The following is a 14,884-nucleotide window of genomic DNA, read 5'->3' as shown; positions in this document are numbered from 1 at the left end:
CGACGAACCGCACGTCAGTCCGCCTGCGGCCGGGCCAGGCCGTGGTCGTAGGCGAAGATCACCGCCTGGATGCGGTCCCGGGCGCCGATCTTGGACAGGACGCGGCCCACATGCGTCTTCACCGTGGACTCCGAGAGGACGAAACGCTCGGCGATCTCGCCGTTGGTCCAGCCCTTGCCGATGGCGACGAGGATCTCGCGTTCGCGGTCGGTGAGGGCACTCAGGCGGGGATCCTCCGCGGAGCGGTCCCCGCCGGACGGCACGAGTCGGGCGAATTCGTGCAGCAGGCGGCGGGTGAGCGCGGGGGCGATGACCGCGTCGCCGACGGCCACGGCGCGGATGCCGGCGAGGAGTTCCTCGGGGCGGGCGTCCTTGAGGAGGAAGCCGCTGGCTCCGGCGCGCAGGGCCGCGTGGACGTACTCGTCGAGGTCGAAGGTGGTCAGGACCAGGACACGGGAGCGGTCACCGGCGGCGACGATGCGGCGCGTGGCCTCGATGCCGTCCATGCCGGGCATGCGTACGTCCATGAGGACGACGTCCGGCCGCAGTTCGGCGGTCTTGCGCACGGCTTCGGCTCCGTGGGCAGCCTCCCCGACGACCTCCGTCTCTGGCACGGAGTCCAGCAGCATCCGGAAGCCGTAGCGCTGCAGCGGCTGGTCGTCGACGACGAGCACGGTGGTCACCGGGCACCGCCCTGGGGAGCGAGGTCGAGGGTGGCGCGTACCGTCCATCCCGGGCCCGCGGGACCCGCGCTGACGTGTCCGCCGTAAAGAGCTGCTCGTTCCCGCATGCCCACCAGGCCGTGTCCTTCCTCGTTCGCCGTGCCGGGACGGCCGGCCGGTGCGGGCGGTCCGGAGTCCTGGACGGTGATGGTCAGCCGGGTGTCCTCCACGGCGATCGCCAGGTTCGCACAGGCGCCCGCGCCGGCGTGTTTGAGGGTGTTCGTCAGGGCCTCCTGCACGATGCGGTAGACCGTGAGCTGCACCCCGCTGTCGAGGGCGTCGACATCACCGGCCGTACGGTAGACGACCTCCAGGCCGGCGGCGCGGACCCCCTCGCACAGTGCGTCGACGTCCGTGAGACCGGGCTGCGGGCTCAGCTCGGGCTCGCCGCGCGGGCCGTCCGGCTCACGGAGCACGCCGAGTACCCGCCGCAGTTCGCTCAGGGCCAGGCGTCCGGTGTCGCCGATGAGGTGCAGTGCCTCCTTTCCTCGCTCCGGGGCGGCGGCAGTGGCGTAGGCGCCCGCGTCGGCGAGGGTGATGATGACGGACAGGTTGTGCCCGACGATGTCGTGCATCTCGCGGGCCACCCGCGCCCGCTCCGCCGCCACGGCGAGCCTGCCCCGCTGGTCGCGCTCTGTCTCCAGCCGGGCCGCGCGGTCCCGCAGCCCGGCCAGCTGGGCCCGCCGGATGCGGATCATCAGGCCGAGCGCGAGGGCCGCGGTCGCGGTGCTGAGCAGGAAGAACAGCGCGTCCCAGACCGACACCGCCGCCGAGACCCGCGCCGCGACCAGGCCCAGCGCACCCACCATCGCCACACAGGCCCACGGCAGCTGCCGCAGCCGCCCGTGCAGGGCCAGGCTGTACAGGGCGACGAGGAGGGCGACGTCCGCACGGAGCGCGACGCCGAGGGACCACTGGACGACGAACACGGCCGTGACGGCGCCGAAGGCCGCCGCGGGCGCCCGCCGCCGCCACAGCAGGGGCAGCACCAGCCCGGCCTGCAGCAGGAGCATCCCGGCCGTGGGCGGCCGGGTGAACACCAGATGGAAGCGGCGTGGGCCGTCGCCGTCCCCGTCCATCCCGTGCAGCAGGTCCGGCAGGCAGAACATCAGGAAGACCAGCACCACCACCGCGGTGTCCAGCACCCACGGGCGGGTCCGGTCGGCGTGCCGGAGCCGCTGGCCGGCCCGGCCGAGCCGGGCGACCAGCGGCCCCATCCCGCTGAGGTCATCGGTGGTCACGGAGGTCACCAGACCATGATGCGGCCTGCTGCCGCTCAGACGTCGCTGCGCAGGAGCCGGTACGCCGCCCCTGCCAGCGCCAGTGCCGTCCAGCCGAGGAAGACCAGGAGCCCGGCCGAGGGCGACAGGGTGGTGGAGTCATGGGTCAGCGCGAAGATCGACTCGCCCGCGTGGCTCGGCAGGTAGGGATCGATGTCGCCCTGCCACGAGGTGGGCAGCAGGGAGACCAGTCCGGGCACCAGCATGAGGGCGGCGACCAGGACCGAGATGCCGCCGGCGACGGACCGCAGCAGCGCCCCGAGGGCGGCGCCGATCACGCCGACCAGGCCGAGGTAGAGCCCGGCGCCCAGCAGGCTGCGTACGACGCCGGCGTGACCGAGACCCATGGCGGCGGGCGTGCCGGACACGATCTGGCTGCCGACGAGGAAGGCGACGAACGCGCCGAAGGTCGCGACCACCAGGGCGACCAGCCCGTACACCGCCGCCTTGGACCACAGCACGGGCAGCCGGCGCGGTACGGCGGCCAGGGTCGAGCGGATCATGCCGGTGGAGTACTCGCCGGCCGTGACCAGTACGCCCAGCACGCCGAGGGCCAACTGCGCGAAGTTCGTGCCGAACAGGGACAGGCTCACGGCCGTCGCGGTGGCGAAGTCGCGGTCCATGTGACGGCCGGAGTCGAGATTGGACTTGTAGTGGCTCGCGGCGATGACACCGAAGGCGACCAGGAACAGCAGACCCAGGCCGAGGGTGATCCAGGTGGACCGCAGGGACCAGAGCTTGGCCCACTCCGAGGCCAGTACGCGCCGTCCGGTCACCCGGTAGGCAGGCCGGTCCTGAGCGGCCGGAACGGTCTCGGGAGTCTCGGGAGTTGCCGTGAGGGTGCTCATGCCGCGCTCCCGGAGGTCTCGGTGCCGGTCGTGGAACCGTGGTACTCCACGGCGTCCCTGGTCAGTTCCATGAATGCCTCCTCCAGCGACACCGCCTTCGTGGTCAGCTCGAACAGCGGGATCCCGTGCTCGGCCGCCTTCAGCCCGATCTCCCGGGCGGACACCCCGGTGACCTGCAGTTCCTCGGAGCCGATACGGCCGGTGATCTCCACGCCGGGCCCGGCCAGCACGTCCCGCAGCCGCGCGGGGTCGTCCGTCGCGACCTTCACGGTGTCGCCGCCCGCCTCGCGGACCAGGTCCTGCACGGTCGTGTCGGCCAGCAGCCGCCCCCGGCCGACGATGATCAGGTGGTCCGCCACCAGGGACACCTCGCTCATCAGGTGCGAGGAGACGAACACCGTGCGCCCCTCGGCGGCGAGCGACGTCAGCAGGTTGCGGATCCAGAGCACGCCCTCCGGGTCCAGCCCGTTGACGGGCTCGTCCAGCATCACGGTCTGCGGATCGCCCAGCAGGGCCGCCGCGATACCGAGCCGCTGCCCCATGCCGAGCGAGAAGGCACCGGCCCGCTTCTTCGCGACGCTGCCGAGACCGGCGAGTTCGACGACCTCGTCGACCCGGCGGCGCGGAATGCCGTGAGTCAGTGCGAGCGCCCGGAGGTGGTTGTAGGCCGAGCGGCCCGGGTGGATCGACTTGGCCTCCAGCAGGGCCCCGACCTCCTGCAGCGGTGCCTGGTGGCGGGCGTAGCGGTGGCCGTTCACCGTGACGGAGCCGCTCGTCGGCGCGTCGAGTCCGACGATCATGCGCATCGTCGTGGACTTGCCGGCACCGTTGGGGCCGAGGAACCCGGTCACCGTGCCCGGCTTCACGGTGAAGTCCAGACCGTCGACGGCCGTCTTCTCCCCGTACCTCTTGGTGAGCTGCTGTGCCTCGATCATTCGCGTTCTCTCTCTCGGACTCGGGCGCCCGACGCGCCCGACGCCTCCTCCGCCACGCTAAGGCCGTGATCTCCCGGATCCGGTGGTACCGGGGGACCGAACACCGCCGCGCAGGTGGTACCGGGGTACTACGGCTACCGCGCGATCTCCGCTGCGTGCTGGTGCCGCCGCGCCTGCGCCGGACCGAGGAAGCCTTCGTAAGCCACCCCGGCGGCAAGGGCAGCCGCCCCGCGCCGAGCCGCACCCACCGGTCCGGCGCGAGGAACACCTCGGCCACGGCGTACGGCGCCTCCGTCAGCGCGACCCGGCTACTGGCGCTCCCCAGGCGCAGGGGTCAACCCGTGGACCAAGTGGGCGGCCTCACGTTCGGACAGGTCTGGGCGATCGGACCTGAGTGCTCTCTCAGCCGGCGTGGAGGATACGAAAGCGACCGGGTTCCGCCGGATCCCGGTCCACGACCTGGACCGGCGCCCACGCCCACTGCCGAACGCTGATGCCCGGGGTGCGGGAGAACTGGATCTGCCCGCGGGTGCCTTCGACCGCAACGCTCGACCAGGACTCGGCGATGCGTGCCCGGTCCACGCCATGAGAACGCAGCACATCGGCGAGGACGGCGACCGTGTCGTACCCCTCGAAGGCGACGAAGGAAGGCGCTTCGGCCAATCGCTCGCGCAGGGCCGTCTCGACGCGTGTGCCAAGCGGGCTGAGACGCTCGGGCAGGTAGCGCAGGAACGGGACGGAGGCACCATCCTCACCCAGCAACGTCGCCCACTCGGCGAACTCCGGTTGCCCGGCCGGAGCTCCGATCAGGACATCGCCGAGGCGCTGGTCCCGCCGGACGGACTTCACGATCGACACCGCCGGCTCCGGGTGGCCGACCAGAAGAAGCGCAGCCGTCACGCGCTGGTCGACGAGTTCGTCGCACAGCGTCGCGGGGTCGAGCGCGCGCATGTCGAGTTCGATGACGGTGCCGCCGCGTGGGGCGAGATGGTCCCGCAGGATGCGGGTCCCGGATGCCCAGTAGACACTCGGCTCGGCTGCTACGGCGATCCGGCTGTGGCCCGCGCCGAGGAGGAAGTCTCCGTAGATCCGCCAGCCATGGGACTGCGCCGGGGCGAGGCGGGCGACCCACTCCGTCGGTTGTTCGGTGAGCGCGTCAAGAACCGCTGACGAGCACAGGAACGGCAGGCCGAGGGCGTCGGCCCTGGCAGCGGCCGCACGGGCGACGACACTGTGGTACTCCCCCGCCAGAGCGGCCACGCCCAGGCCCGCCAGTTCGTCCACGGCCGCCGCAGCCCTGTCCGGATCAGCGGCGGTGTCCCGGACCAGCAGCTCAAGTGGTCTTCCGGCGATCCCACCGCCGGCATTGACTTCGTGGACGGCCAGCTCCAGTCCAGCGAGCAGGTGCCGACCGGCCCCGACCCACCCAGGCCGAGTGAGTGGAGCAAGCGCGCCGATCCGGACTGATGAGCCGTCAGTCCCCTCCGTTCCACGTGCCGATGGCGGCGTGTTCATGTGCTGGCGTCTCCCGAGTGACGATTTCGGCTGCGGTTCGCCCGGATCACAGAGTGATCATGAGTGACGCCGAGAGTAGCCGAGCCGAGAACGGCCGACTTCGACGCCCCTGCGTTCTCGCCGGCTTCTCCAGCGCCCTCCTGCGCGGCTCGGCAACACCCTCACGGTGCTGACCACGCCACGGGCGCTGCGGCGTGCGACGCCAGGCCCGCACAGAGAACTCACCAGCTGGTGTCTGCCCGAGGCAGCACCGCGCGGCCATTCCCCGATTCGCTAGCTTTCGGTCTGCGGGGCTGCGGCGGGTAGTTCCACGGTGATACGGATCCCGCCGGCGGAGCGTGGCGTGAGCGTGAGGGTTCCGTCGTGTGCGCGGGTGATGGTTTTGACGATTGCCAGGCCGAGGCCGACGCCTGCGTGGTCGGTGTGGATGCGCTCGGTGCCGCGCTGGAATGGTTCGGTGAGTGTCGAGACCAGTTCCGGGGGGAGCTTTTCGCCGGTGTTTTCGACAGTGAGCACCACGGTGCCGGGGCGGACGCTGGTACTCACCCACACCATTCCCTGCTCAGCCAGGTTGTGGACGATCGCGTTGTGCACGAGGTTCGTGGTCAACTGCAGCAGCAGTGCTTGCGATCCGGTCGTGGGGGCGATGTCGCCACCGGTTTCGATGGTGACGCCGCGCTTTTCCGCGAAGGGGAGGAGCGTTTCGGTGGCTTCTTCCGCCACGAGGGACAGATCGACGCGCTCCCGGCTGAACGATCGCTGCTCAGCGCGGCTGAGCAGGAGCAGTGCCTCGGTGAGGTCGATCGCCCGGGTGTTGACGGCGTGCAGACGGTCGAGGAGTTCGCCTGTGTCACGGTTGGGATCGGTGCGGGCCACGTCGAGAAGCGCCTTCGAGATCGCCAGCGGGGTGCGCAACTCGTGAGCGGCGTTCGCCGCGAATCTCTGCTGTTCGGCGACATGTGCTTCGAGCCGGGCCAGCATCACGTCGAAGGCGTCGGCGAGTTCGCGGAACTCGTCCTTGCGGCCCGGCAGCCGGATTCGATGGGAGAGCGACCCGGTCGTGGCCATACGTGTGGCGCCCGTGATGCGGGTCAGGGGGGCGAGCATGCGGCCGGCGAGGAGCCACCCTCCCGCGAGACCGAACACCAGCAGGAATGCCAACACCGCGGCTGCCCTCGGAGCGAAAACATGCAGCAGGTTGGACCGTACCGGGAAAACACCATGAGTGAGCGTGCCCGTGGGGACGATGAGCGCACGCTCGGGGACGTAACGCAGGAGGAACATCCACACGGCGGCGAGCAGCAAGACACCGGCAAGCATGAGGAATCCGGCGTAGCTGAGGGTGAGTTTCAGGCGAACGCTCAACCCAGGGGCTCTATCCACGCTCATCTCCGTCGTGTCCGGCCCCTGGTTCCGGCTCGATGCGGTAGCCGACGCCCGGCACGGTGGCGATGATCCAGGGTTCGCCGAGACGCTTGCGCAGTGCCGATACGGTGATGCGCACGGCGTTGGTGAACGGGTCGGCGTTCGCATCCCACGCGCGTTCCAGGAGTTCTTCCGCGCTGACGACACCGCCCTCGGCAGCGACGAGGACTTCGAGCACGGCGAACTGCTTCCTGGTCAGCGCGACATAGCGGCCGTCGCGGTAGACCTCCCGGCGGAACGGGTCCAGCCGCAGACCTGCGATCTCCCGTACGGGAGGCCTGTTATGGGCGCGTCTGCGGTCGAGGGCTCTGAGCCGGAGCGCGAGTTCTTTGAGTTCGAAGGGTTTCGTGAGGTAGTCGTCGGCACCGAGTCCGAATCCGGAGGCCTTGTCGTCGAGACGGTCGGCCGCGGTGAGCATGAGGATCGGCATGCCGCTGCCGGAGGCGACGATGCGTTTGGCGATCTCGTCACCTGAAGGACCGGGAATATCGCGGTCGAGGACGGCGATGTCGTAGGCATTGATGCCCAGCAGTTCCACAGCGGTCTTGCCGTCACCTGCGATGTCGGCCGCGATCGCTTCCAGGCGTAGACCGTCGCGGATGGCTTCTGCCAGATAGGGCTCGTCCTCGACGATCAATACACGCATGCCGTCAATGCTACGAGTCGGCACATATCGTCGGCGTATCGAAAACCGCATACGTGCCGACAACACGCCGGTGTCTTGACTGGCACCATGGCTCGCACCTCACCATCGGCACGCACAACGACCCGCCGGATTCGTCGGCTCCTCACAGTCCGCATGTTCGGCTCCGGTGCGATAGAGCGTGACTACCCGCGCATGTATGCCACCCCCACCCAGGCCCCGAGGACGCAACAGTGACCGGCAGTGCGCGAGGACGGACGATGGCGCAGGTGGACTCGGTGGAGACCGGACAGGACGGCGCCGGTCGCCGGGCCACCGGCGCCAGGGCCTGGCCCGCGGGCATCCGCCGGGCGATCCGCACCGGCTTCCCGCCGGGGCGGTGGAAGCGCGGCCGGGTCCTCGCGGCACTGGCGGTGCTGCTGGGCCTGCTCATGCCGCTGCACGCGGAGATCACGAACACCGGGGGCCTCGGCAGCCTGGTGGAGACCTTCCTGCCGTGGTTCGGCCTGTTCATCCCGGTGCTGCTGGTCGGGGCGCTGTGGCGCCGCTCCGCCTCCGCGGTGGTCGCGCTGCTGCTGCCGGCCGTGGTGTGGGTGAACCTCTTCGGCGGGTTGCTCGGCGACAAGGCCCGTTCGGGCGGCGACCTCACCGTGGTCAGCCACAACGTCGACGCCGGCAACCCCGACCCGGCCGGCACCGCCCGCGACCTGGCCGCCTCCGGGGCGGATCTGCTGGCACTGGAGGAGCTGACCCCGCAGGCACGGGGCACGTACGAGAAGGCGCTGGCGAAGGCGTACCGGTATCACACGGTGCTGGGCACGGTCGGGCTGTGGAGCAGGCTGCCGCTGTCGGACACCCAGCCGGTCGACGTCAAGACGGACTACGGGCCGCTGGCGGAGACCAAGCCGGCCGACGTCAAGCTGTCCTACGCCCGGGCGCTGCGCACCACGGTCGCCACGGACCAGGGTCCGTTGGCGGTGTATGTGGCCCACCTGGGGTCCGTACGGGTGTTTCCCAGGGCGGGCTTCGGGACGGTCGGCAGGGACAGAGGCGCGCAGGCGCTCGGCGAGGCCATCGCCGCCGAGCGGAACGAGCGGGTGGTGCTGCTCGGCGACCTGAACGGCACCACGGACGACCGCGCGTTCGCCGACATCACCTCGCGCATGCGCTCGGCCCAGGACGCGGCCGGAGACGGCTTCGGCTTCAGCTGGCCGGCGAGGTTCCCGATGGTGCGGATCGACCAGATCCTGGTCCGAGGCGTGGAGCCGAGGAGCTCGTGGGTGCTGCCGGCCACCGGCAGTGACCACCTGCCGGTGGCGGCCCGTATCAGCTGGTGAACACCGCGTACAGGCTCCGATCCCTCCCGGGACCCGGGATGCGGTAGACACTGTCCCGCTGTCCCTGATCCCGTGACTGCCGCCTCTCGGGCGAGGGCATACGAGACGTCCGGACCAGCGCCAACCAGGGCGCCGGTGACGCGCTGCAGGTACGGCCGCACCTGCAGGGCCCGCGGGGCTTGTCGCGCGCCTCCGAGTCTGGTTGGGTACCAGCGCCGCAGGCACGTTGGGCGTGTCGGCCGGGTGGGAGTGGAGCAGGCGCGTGCACACGACGGTACGGCAGGACGGGTCCTGGGCCCTGCCCGAGGGGCTGGGACAGGCGATACGGGACACCGCCGAGGAGATCGCCGCGGTGTTGCGGAGCGCGAGCGACACGACGCCGGCCGTGCCGGGGTCGGAGTGGACCGTCGGCGAGGCCGCCGCCCACCTGGCCATGGCCAACGAATTGATGGCCGACCTCGCAGCCGGGCGGGAGCGCCCCTACGGCGACGGAACGCCCCAAAGCCTCGCCGGGGCCAACGCGGAGTCGCTCGCCGTCTTCCCGGAGCGCCGGGCGGAGCCTCTGGCGACGATGATCGTGGAGCAGGCCGAGGCGTTCCTGGACGCTGTCTCACGCCTCCCGGCCGACGGCCCGGCCCTGGCCACTCCCCTGGGCGCGATGAACCGGTCCGTTCTCGCGTCGTACCTGCTCACGCACATGCTCGGCCATGGCTACGACCTGGCTCGCGCCCTGCGGCGTGCGCACATGGTCGACCGGGCACGGGTGGCCTTGTGCATGCCGTTCATGCTCTCGGTCATGCCGCGCGTCGCGAACCCCGCAGCCACGGCCGGGCTCACCGCCCGCTACCGGATCCGCCTGCGCGGGGGCGAGACCTTCGACGTGTCCCTGGCCGACGGAACCGTGCAGGTGACACCGGGGGCACCACCGCAGCGCGCGGACTGCACCATCCTGCTCGATCCCGTCGCCTTCCTGCTCATCGCGCTGGGCCGGCTGAATCCCTGGCGGGCCATCGCCCAGGGCAAGGTCCTCGCCTGGGGCCCCCGACCATGGCTGGCCGCCCGCTTCCCGCCCCTGTTCACCGCGCCCTGAGCCGGAGCCGCCGGGCGACGTCCTGAGACAGCCCGCGGCCCGCTCACGCCCCACCCTGGGATGCGGGAAGGCAAGGTCTCGATCCTGGGAGAGCAAGGTCTCGCGGGAACAACGCCCACAACTCGTCCGGAACCAGCCGCCCGGCCGGATCAGTCATCCCCCATGACCGTGCCCATAAGATCGGCGGCATGGCACTGCGACCCGTTCAGTTGAACATAAAGGCTCTTGATGGCTCGGCGGTCGGCCGGTTCTGGGCGGAGGCGCTCGGCTGGAGTGCTTACAGCCCTGGCATGACCACCTACGTCGGACCCGCCGGCGGACTCGTCTGGCCGGACCCGGTCGCCGTCTGCGTCGACATCGTCCCGGTCGCGGAGCCCAAGACAACGACAAAGAACCGTGTGCACCTGGATCTGGCCACCACCTCTGCGGCCCATCAAGCGGAGTTGGTCGCACGCCTGAAGGCTCTCGGTGCGACGCCCGCCCACGTGGGCCAGGGCCAAGTGCCGTGGACCGTCCTCGCCGACCCGGAGGGCAACGAGTTCTGCGTGCTGGAGCCTCGGGAGATCTACGCGGACACCGGCCCGATCGCCCGGGTGGTGGTCGACTGCGCGGATCCGCGGGCCATGGCGCGGTTCTGGGGTGAGGCCATGGACTGGGCCCTGCACGAGGTGACCGACGAACACGCGGTGTTTCGCTCCGCCAAGGGAGTCGGCCCGTATCTCGAGTTCCTCCGCACGCCCGACGGGAAGACCGTGCCGGACCGCGTCCACCTCGACCTGCTGCCGAACCCCGGGGACGACAAAGCAGCGGAGGTGACCCGGCTGCGGGCCCTCGGGGCCACCGACCTCGACCTCGGCCAGGGCGACGTCCCTTGGACGTGCCTGACCGACCCGGAGGGCCACGAGTTCTGCGTCCTCGCCCCGTCCTGACACGGAGCTTTGACGACACCGCGACGGGTGAGCTCTGTGTGCTCATACGCCGTAGCCCGGGGCGCCGAACTGGGCGGCCCTCTGGCCCTCGACGTTCTCGTGGGTCACGCGCTACGGGATGCACTCCCACCGTAAGACGGCCAACCGGGTGACGCACGCCAAGGAGTACGCGAGGGCCCGAGCGGCGCGGTTCCGGCGGGGCGGACAGGTGAGGAGCTTTCGGCGTGCGCGCGCGTAGGGATGGCGCTCAGGACGACAGGGTGACCAGTCGCTTGCCGTCCTGCGTGGTGGCGCACTGCCGGTACGGGTCGGGGTCGCCCTGGTGTTCCTGGCACTTCCATGTGGCCCCGGCCGCGCGCACCTCTATGGGTGCGCCTTCCGTGCCGTGCCAGACCTTGGTGTAGGCGGCAGCCACCCGGAGCGCGGTGGCACAGGGCACGTCCTTGGTGGCCGACACCGCGAGCCCGGTGGCCCGGTCCGTGCCGCAGTACGAGGTGGTGTCCAGGTGCACGCCGGTGTGGGCGAACGCCTGGGCGGACCCCGCGAGGCAGAAGGCGGCGGCTCCCAGCAGACCGGCGGCCGTAGTCATCCTGGTCGAGTGCATGGCGTACCTCCTCCGCGAGAGCCTCGGCGCACCGAGTACCCAGACACCGGGTACCCGGAGCGTGTGGCGCCGTGGGCGAGCGATAGCCCGACTAGCCGTCCGAGCCGGTGGCCGACGGCGGTGCCTCGACGACGAAGAACAGGAAGTTGGGTGTGGTCGACAGCTCATGGAAGCCGTCGGGGAACAGGTCACGGGCGGCCGGGTCGGGCTGCGGCTCGCTGATCACGGAAAGCCGGAAGCCGGCGGTCGTGAAGGCATCGGTCATCGCGTGCAACGGCCTGCGCCAGAACCTCATCGGGACGGTCTGCCCGTTGAACGTCCAGTCGAAGGCATAGCTGGTCGTCGCGAAGTAGTCGGGCCGAGGGTCCCGGATCGTGTAGGCCACGACGGGGTGGTCCACCGAGGCGATCAGCCGGCCGCCGGGTCTGAGCACGCGCCGTATCTCGGCCAGCGTCGGCCCCCAGTCCCGCAGGTAGTGCAGGACCAGCGACGCGACCACGTCGTCGAACGTACCGTCGGCGAACGGCAGGCGGTCCTTCAGGTCGACCAGGTGCAGGGCCGCGTCGGCGCCGAGCCGCCGCCTGGCCAGCGCCAGCATCCCGGCGCTTGCGTCGATGCCGGTGACGACGGCGCCGCGGTCGCGCAGTGCGGCGGACAGGGGGCCTGAGCCGCAGCCGGCGTCCAGGATCCGGCGGCCGGCCACGTCTCCGGCGAGGGCCAGCATCGCGGGCCGCGCGTAGTACGCGTTCACGAGGCTGTGCTCGCTCTCCGCCGAGTACGCCTCGGCGAAGCTGTCGTAGTCGTTCACCCGGGCCGCATCCGCGGACTCGGCGAAACTTTCGGGCACTTCGGTGGCGCGTTCCATCGTCGCAGCCTAGTAGTCGCATGATCCGCCGGACGGGATTCAGCTCTCTCGGGGCCTGGCCGGCACGCAGAACCAGGCGAGGACCGCTGCCGTCAGATAGGCGAGAGCGCCGACGGCCATGCTGGTGCGCAGCCCGGCGGCGTAGTGGGCGGCCGTGACGAGCAGACTGCCCCCGAGCGCCACTCCGGTGGCGCTGCCGATCTGGCGGGCCGTGTTGAACAGGGCGGAGGCGGCACCCGAGTACGACGGCGGCGCGGCGCCCATCACCGTCGCGGTGGACCCGGTGAGGGCGAAGGACGTGCCGAATCCCGCGGCCATCATCGGGGCCACCAGCAACGGGTAGGCGGGATCGGCACCCGCCGCGGCCCAGCCCGCGAGCCCCAGGGCGGCGAGGAGCATGCCGGCGATGACCAGGGGGCGGTCGCCGGTACGGCGGGACAACCGCCCGGAGACGACGGAGGCGAACATGGTCATGGCCACCGCCGGGAACAGCGCCAGCCCCGTGCCGAGGGCGCTGAAGCCCCGCTGGTGCTGGAACTCCAGGCTCGCGGTGAACACCATGCCGTAGAAGCCGAAGTTGAACAGCAGCCCGATGAGGGCTCCCCCGCCCATCGCCCGGGAGCGCAGCAGGGGAAGCGGCAGAACGGGGCTGCGGGCCAGCCGCTCACGTACCACGAAGGCCGCGGCGGCCGCCGCGGCCAGGCCCACCCCGGCGAGGACCGCCGGATCCGTCCAGCCCCGCCGTCCGGCCTCGTTGAGCGCCCCGGTCAGCAGCGCCACCGCCGCCACGATCGCGAGCTGCGCCGGCCGGTCCAGGGGCCGGGCGGCATGCCGGGGTGAGCGCGCCACGTGCCGCAGGCTCAGCAGCAGGCAGGCCGCTCCGACGGGAAGGTTGATGAGAAAGACCCAGCGCCACCCCACCGTGGTCACGAGCAGGCCGCCCAGCAGCGGCCCGGCCGACGCCGCGATGCCCGCCATCGAACCCCACAGCCCGAAGGCCCGTGAGCGTTCCGCCGGCCCCGGATAGGCCTGCTGGAGCAGGGCCAGGGACCCGGGCACGATCAGTGCCGCGCCGAACCCTTCCAGCAAGCGGGCACCGACCAGGAAGGGGGCGTCGGGTGCCAGGGCGCACCCGGCCGAGGCCACGGTGAACACGGCCACGCCCCAGCAGAAGACCCGTCGGTTGCCGAGCCGGTCGCCCAGCGCGCCGCCGGTCAGCAGGAAGCCCGCGAAGACCAGCGTGTAGCCGTCGGTGATCCACTGGATGCCGGTGAGCGAGGTCGCCAGGTCCCGGCCGATCACGGGCACGGCGACGTTGATGACCGTCACGTCCAGGATGACCATGAAGTACCCGGCGCACACCGCGAGGAGCGGTGCCAGGGAACGCCGTTCGGGCCGGGGAGCCGCCTTGTGAGAGGACACGGGCCCATCGCCGTCGCCCGGCTCCGCGAACACCACGGTCTCAACCCCATCCCGCGCACGGACGTACACGAAGGACGCCACAGTAAGGGACATGTGCCTCGTAGCCCGGGACTGGCGGCTCGGCATCAATGGGTTTGCCGGAGGCCGTCCCGGTCGGATAGGAAGCTCGCATGCTGAGGGGCAACAGAGTCGGGCTCAGGGCCCGGCACGAGGAGGACATACCGATCCTGAAGGCCGAGCTCTACGACGACGTGGTCAACTCCTCACGGGCCGAAAGCCGGCCGTGGCGGCCGCTCACACCTGGTTCGAAGGATCCGCGGCTCGTGGTGGACGACCAGGAGCCGGGGCACGTCCCGTTCTCCGTGGTGGAGCTGGACGGCGGCACGCTGGTCGGCACCGCGACGCTGTGGGGCATCGACAACCACAACCGGTCCGCGCACATCGGGCTGGGACTGCGGCCGGCTTACCGCGGCAAGGGTTACGGCACCGACGTGGTGGCGGTGCTGTGCCACTACGGCTTCGTCGTGCGCGGGCTGCAGCGGCTGCAGATCGAGACGCTGTCGGACAACGCGGCGATGCTGCGCTCCGCCGAGCGCAACGGCTTCGTCCGCGAGGGCGTGCTGCGCTCCTCGGCCTGGGTGTTGGGCGAGTTCCTGGACGAGGTGCTGCTCGGGCTCCTCGCCCAGGACTGGAAGCCGGGCTCGAAGGCCTCGGCTGCCGCCTGACGGTCAAGGCCGGGCCGTGGCGCAGACAGGGAGAACCGTCCGCTGCCGTGCTGCCGCCGTTCAGCCGGCCGGCCGGAACCGCAGTGCCGACCAGGTGTCGTCGATGGCGACCTGCCGCACGGGACGCACGCCCTGCTCGCCCAGCGCGGCGGCCAAGGTGTCGCGGTTCAGGTCCGTTCCGAGCTTCCCGCCCTTCGGGTAGGCCACCCAGGCCAGGGCATCGCGCCGCGCGGCGGCGATCGCCGCCTGCGCATCCGCTCCGGGAAGATCACCAGAAGTGGTCACGAAGACGAGCACCGCGTCGGCCGAGGCCGCCTGCACCGTGGTCTCCACGTCCAGCTGGACGTCGTCGGGCCTGCCCAGCACCACGACACTCTGACCGGGCTTGATCTGCAACTTGCTGATGACGGACACCTCTCAGATCCTGTCACCCCGGACGTGGCACCGCCACCGAGCAGCCCAGCCTTCCTCCGCCACCGGGGAAGCGCCGGACGGGCCGGTCCCGGGGCTCGCTTTCCGGGAACCGGCCCACCGCCGTCAGGGT

At 71.1% G+C, this 14,884-nt stretch carries 15 protein-coding genes; 4 read left to right on the top strand and 11 right to left on the bottom strand.

Annotated elements, in window-relative coordinates; translation table 11 throughout:
- Positions 1-14: 14 nt before the first annotated feature.
- The 7 genes from ABB07_RS37570 to ABB07_RS37540 all read right to left on the bottom strand — a co-directional run bounded on the left by ABB07_RS37570 (position 15) and on the right by ABB07_RS37540 (position 7,371).
- Positions 15-683 (bottom strand): response regulator, encoded by a 669-nt coding sequence (locus ABB07_RS37570; protein ID WP_208902905.1) that lies wholly within the window; start codon positions 681-683, stop codon positions 15-17.
- Entirely contained in the window at positions 680-1,963 is a 1,284-nt protein-coding gene (locus tag ABB07_RS37565) for a sensor histidine kinase (protein ID WP_244189824.1), read from the bottom strand. Before ABB07_RS37565 ends, ABB07_RS37570 begins: the two co-directional genes overlap by 4 nt.
- Before the next feature lie 35 nt (positions 1,964-1,998).
- Positions 1,999-2,850, bottom strand: coding sequence for an ABC-2 transporter permease (locus tag ABB07_RS37560; protein ID WP_208902904.1), 852 nt, complete (start codon positions 2,848-2,850; stop codon positions 1,999-2,001).
- Positions 2,847-3,785: an ABC transporter ATP-binding protein gene (locus tag ABB07_RS37555; RefSeq protein ID WP_208902903.1), complete on the bottom strand. Its 939-nt coding sequence runs from the start codon at positions 3,783-3,785 to the stop codon at positions 2,847-2,849. Before ABB07_RS37555 ends, ABB07_RS37560 begins: the two co-directional genes overlap by 4 nt.
- A gap of 402 nt (positions 3,786-4,187) precedes the next feature.
- The gene (locus tag ABB07_RS37550; protein WP_208902902.1) at positions 4,188-5,300 is read right to left on the bottom strand and encodes an ABC transporter substrate-binding protein; all 1,113 of its coding nucleotides are present in this window, start codon (positions 5,298-5,300) and stop codon (positions 4,188-4,190) included.
- A gap of 273 nt (positions 5,301-5,573) precedes the next feature.
- Positions 5,574-6,665, bottom strand: a complete 1,092-nt coding sequence (locus ABB07_RS37545) for a sensor histidine kinase (RefSeq protein ID WP_279617413.1) — start codon at positions 6,663-6,665, stop codon at positions 5,574-5,576.
- 10 nt (positions 6,666-6,675) lie between these two features.
- Positions 6,676-7,371, bottom strand: coding sequence for a response regulator transcription factor (locus ABB07_RS37540; RefSeq protein ID WP_208903792.1), 696 nt, complete (start codon positions 7,369-7,371; stop codon positions 6,676-6,678).
- Between the two features lie 257 nt (positions 7,372-7,628).
- Between ABB07_RS37540 and ABB07_RS37535 the strand changes: the two genes are divergently transcribed.
- From ABB07_RS37535 to ABB07_RS37525, 3 genes are all read left to right on the top strand, one after another.
- A complete protein-coding gene (locus tag ABB07_RS37535) occupies positions 7,629-8,705 on the top strand; it encodes an endonuclease/exonuclease/phosphatase family protein (protein WP_208902900.1) in 1,077 nt (358 codons plus the stop codon).
- 262 nt (positions 8,706-8,967) lie between these two features.
- Positions 8,968-9,795, top strand: coding sequence for a maleylpyruvate isomerase family mycothiol-dependent enzyme (locus tag ABB07_RS37530; protein ID WP_208902899.1), 828 nt, complete (start codon positions 8,968-8,970; stop codon positions 9,793-9,795).
- Positions 9,796-9,983: 188 nt separating this feature from the next.
- Positions 9,984-10,724 (top strand): VOC family protein, encoded by a 741-nt coding sequence (locus tag ABB07_RS37525; protein ID WP_208902898.1) that lies wholly within the window; start codon positions 9,984-9,986, stop codon positions 10,722-10,724.
- Positions 10,725-10,971: 247 nt separating this feature from the next.
- On the opposite strand, the gene ABB07_RS37520 is transcribed toward ABB07_RS37525, so the two are convergent.
- The 3 genes from ABB07_RS37520 to ABB07_RS37510 form a co-directional block, all read right to left on the bottom strand.
- Positions 10,972-11,328, bottom strand: coding sequence for a hypothetical protein (locus tag ABB07_RS37520; protein ID WP_208902897.1), 357 nt, complete (start codon positions 11,326-11,328; stop codon positions 10,972-10,974).
- 91 nt (positions 11,329-11,419) lie between these two features.
- Positions 11,420-12,193, bottom strand: a complete 774-nt coding sequence (locus tag ABB07_RS37515) for a class I SAM-dependent methyltransferase (RefSeq protein ID WP_208902896.1) — start codon at positions 12,191-12,193, stop codon at positions 11,420-11,422.
- 39 nt (positions 12,194-12,232) lie between these two features.
- Positions 12,233-13,573 carry an MFS transporter gene (locus ABB07_RS37510; RefSeq protein ID WP_244189823.1) on the bottom strand — a complete coding sequence of 447 codons (1,341 nt, stop codon included), beginning with the start codon at positions 13,571-13,573 and terminating at the stop codon, positions 12,233-12,235.
- Between the two features lie 212 nt (positions 13,574-13,785).
- Here ABB07_RS37510 and ABB07_RS37505 point away from each other — a divergent pair, with 212 nt between their 5' ends.
- Positions 13,786-14,340 (top strand): GNAT family N-acetyltransferase, encoded by a 555-nt coding sequence (locus ABB07_RS37505; protein WP_208902894.1) that lies wholly within the window; start codon positions 13,786-13,788, stop codon positions 14,338-14,340.
- Between the two features lie 60 nt (positions 14,341-14,400).
- Here ABB07_RS37505 and ABB07_RS37500 read toward each other — a convergent pair whose 3' ends face one another.
- Complete coding sequence (locus ABB07_RS37500) at positions 14,401-14,754, bottom strand: hypothetical protein (protein ID WP_208902893.1); 354 nt, start codon at positions 14,752-14,754, stop codon at positions 14,401-14,403.
- Positions 14,755-14,884 lie beyond the last annotated feature (130 nt).

Source organism: Streptomyces incarnatus, assembly GCF_001027185.1.
GTDB lineage: Bacteria > Actinomycetota > Actinomycetes > Streptomycetales > Streptomycetaceae > Streptomyces > Streptomyces puniciscabiei.
Note: the sequence above shows the minus strand (reverse complement) of the source record. Positions and strands in the feature narration are given on the sequence as shown.

Coding starts and splice junctions, on each gene's coding strand:
- ABB07_RS37540 (WP_208903792.1), bottom strand. CDS start 7,371: ATGCGTGTATTGATCGTCGAGGACGAGCCCTATCTGGCAGAAGCCATC.
- ABB07_RS37515 (WP_208902896.1), bottom strand. CDS start 12,193: ATGGAACGCGCCACCGAAGTGCCCGAAAGTTTCGCCGAGTCCGCGGAT.
- ABB07_RS37520 (WP_208902897.1), bottom strand. CDS start 11,328: ATGCACTCGACCAGGATGACTACGGCCGCCGGTCTGCTGGGAGCCGCC.
- ABB07_RS37535 (WP_208902900.1), top strand. CDS start 7,629: ATGGCGCAGGTGGACTCGGTGGAGACCGGACAGGACGGCGCCGGTCGC.
- ABB07_RS37555 (WP_208902903.1), bottom strand. CDS start 3,785: ATGATCGAGGCACAGCAGCTCACCAAGAGGTACGGGGAGAAGACGGCC.
- ABB07_RS37550 (WP_208902902.1), bottom strand. CDS start 5,300: ATGAACACGCCGCCATCGGCACGTGGAACGGAGGGGACTGACGGCTCA.
- ABB07_RS37525 (WP_208902898.1), top strand. CDS start 9,984: ATGGCACTGCGACCCGTTCAGTTGAACATAAAGGCTCTTGATGGCTCG.
- ABB07_RS37505 (WP_208902894.1), top strand. CDS start 13,786: ATGCTGAGGGGCAACAGAGTCGGGCTCAGGGCCCGGCACGAGGAGGAC.
- ABB07_RS37560 (WP_208902904.1), bottom strand. CDS start 2,850: ATGAGCACCCTCACGGCAACTCCCGAGACTCCCGAGACCGTTCCGGCC.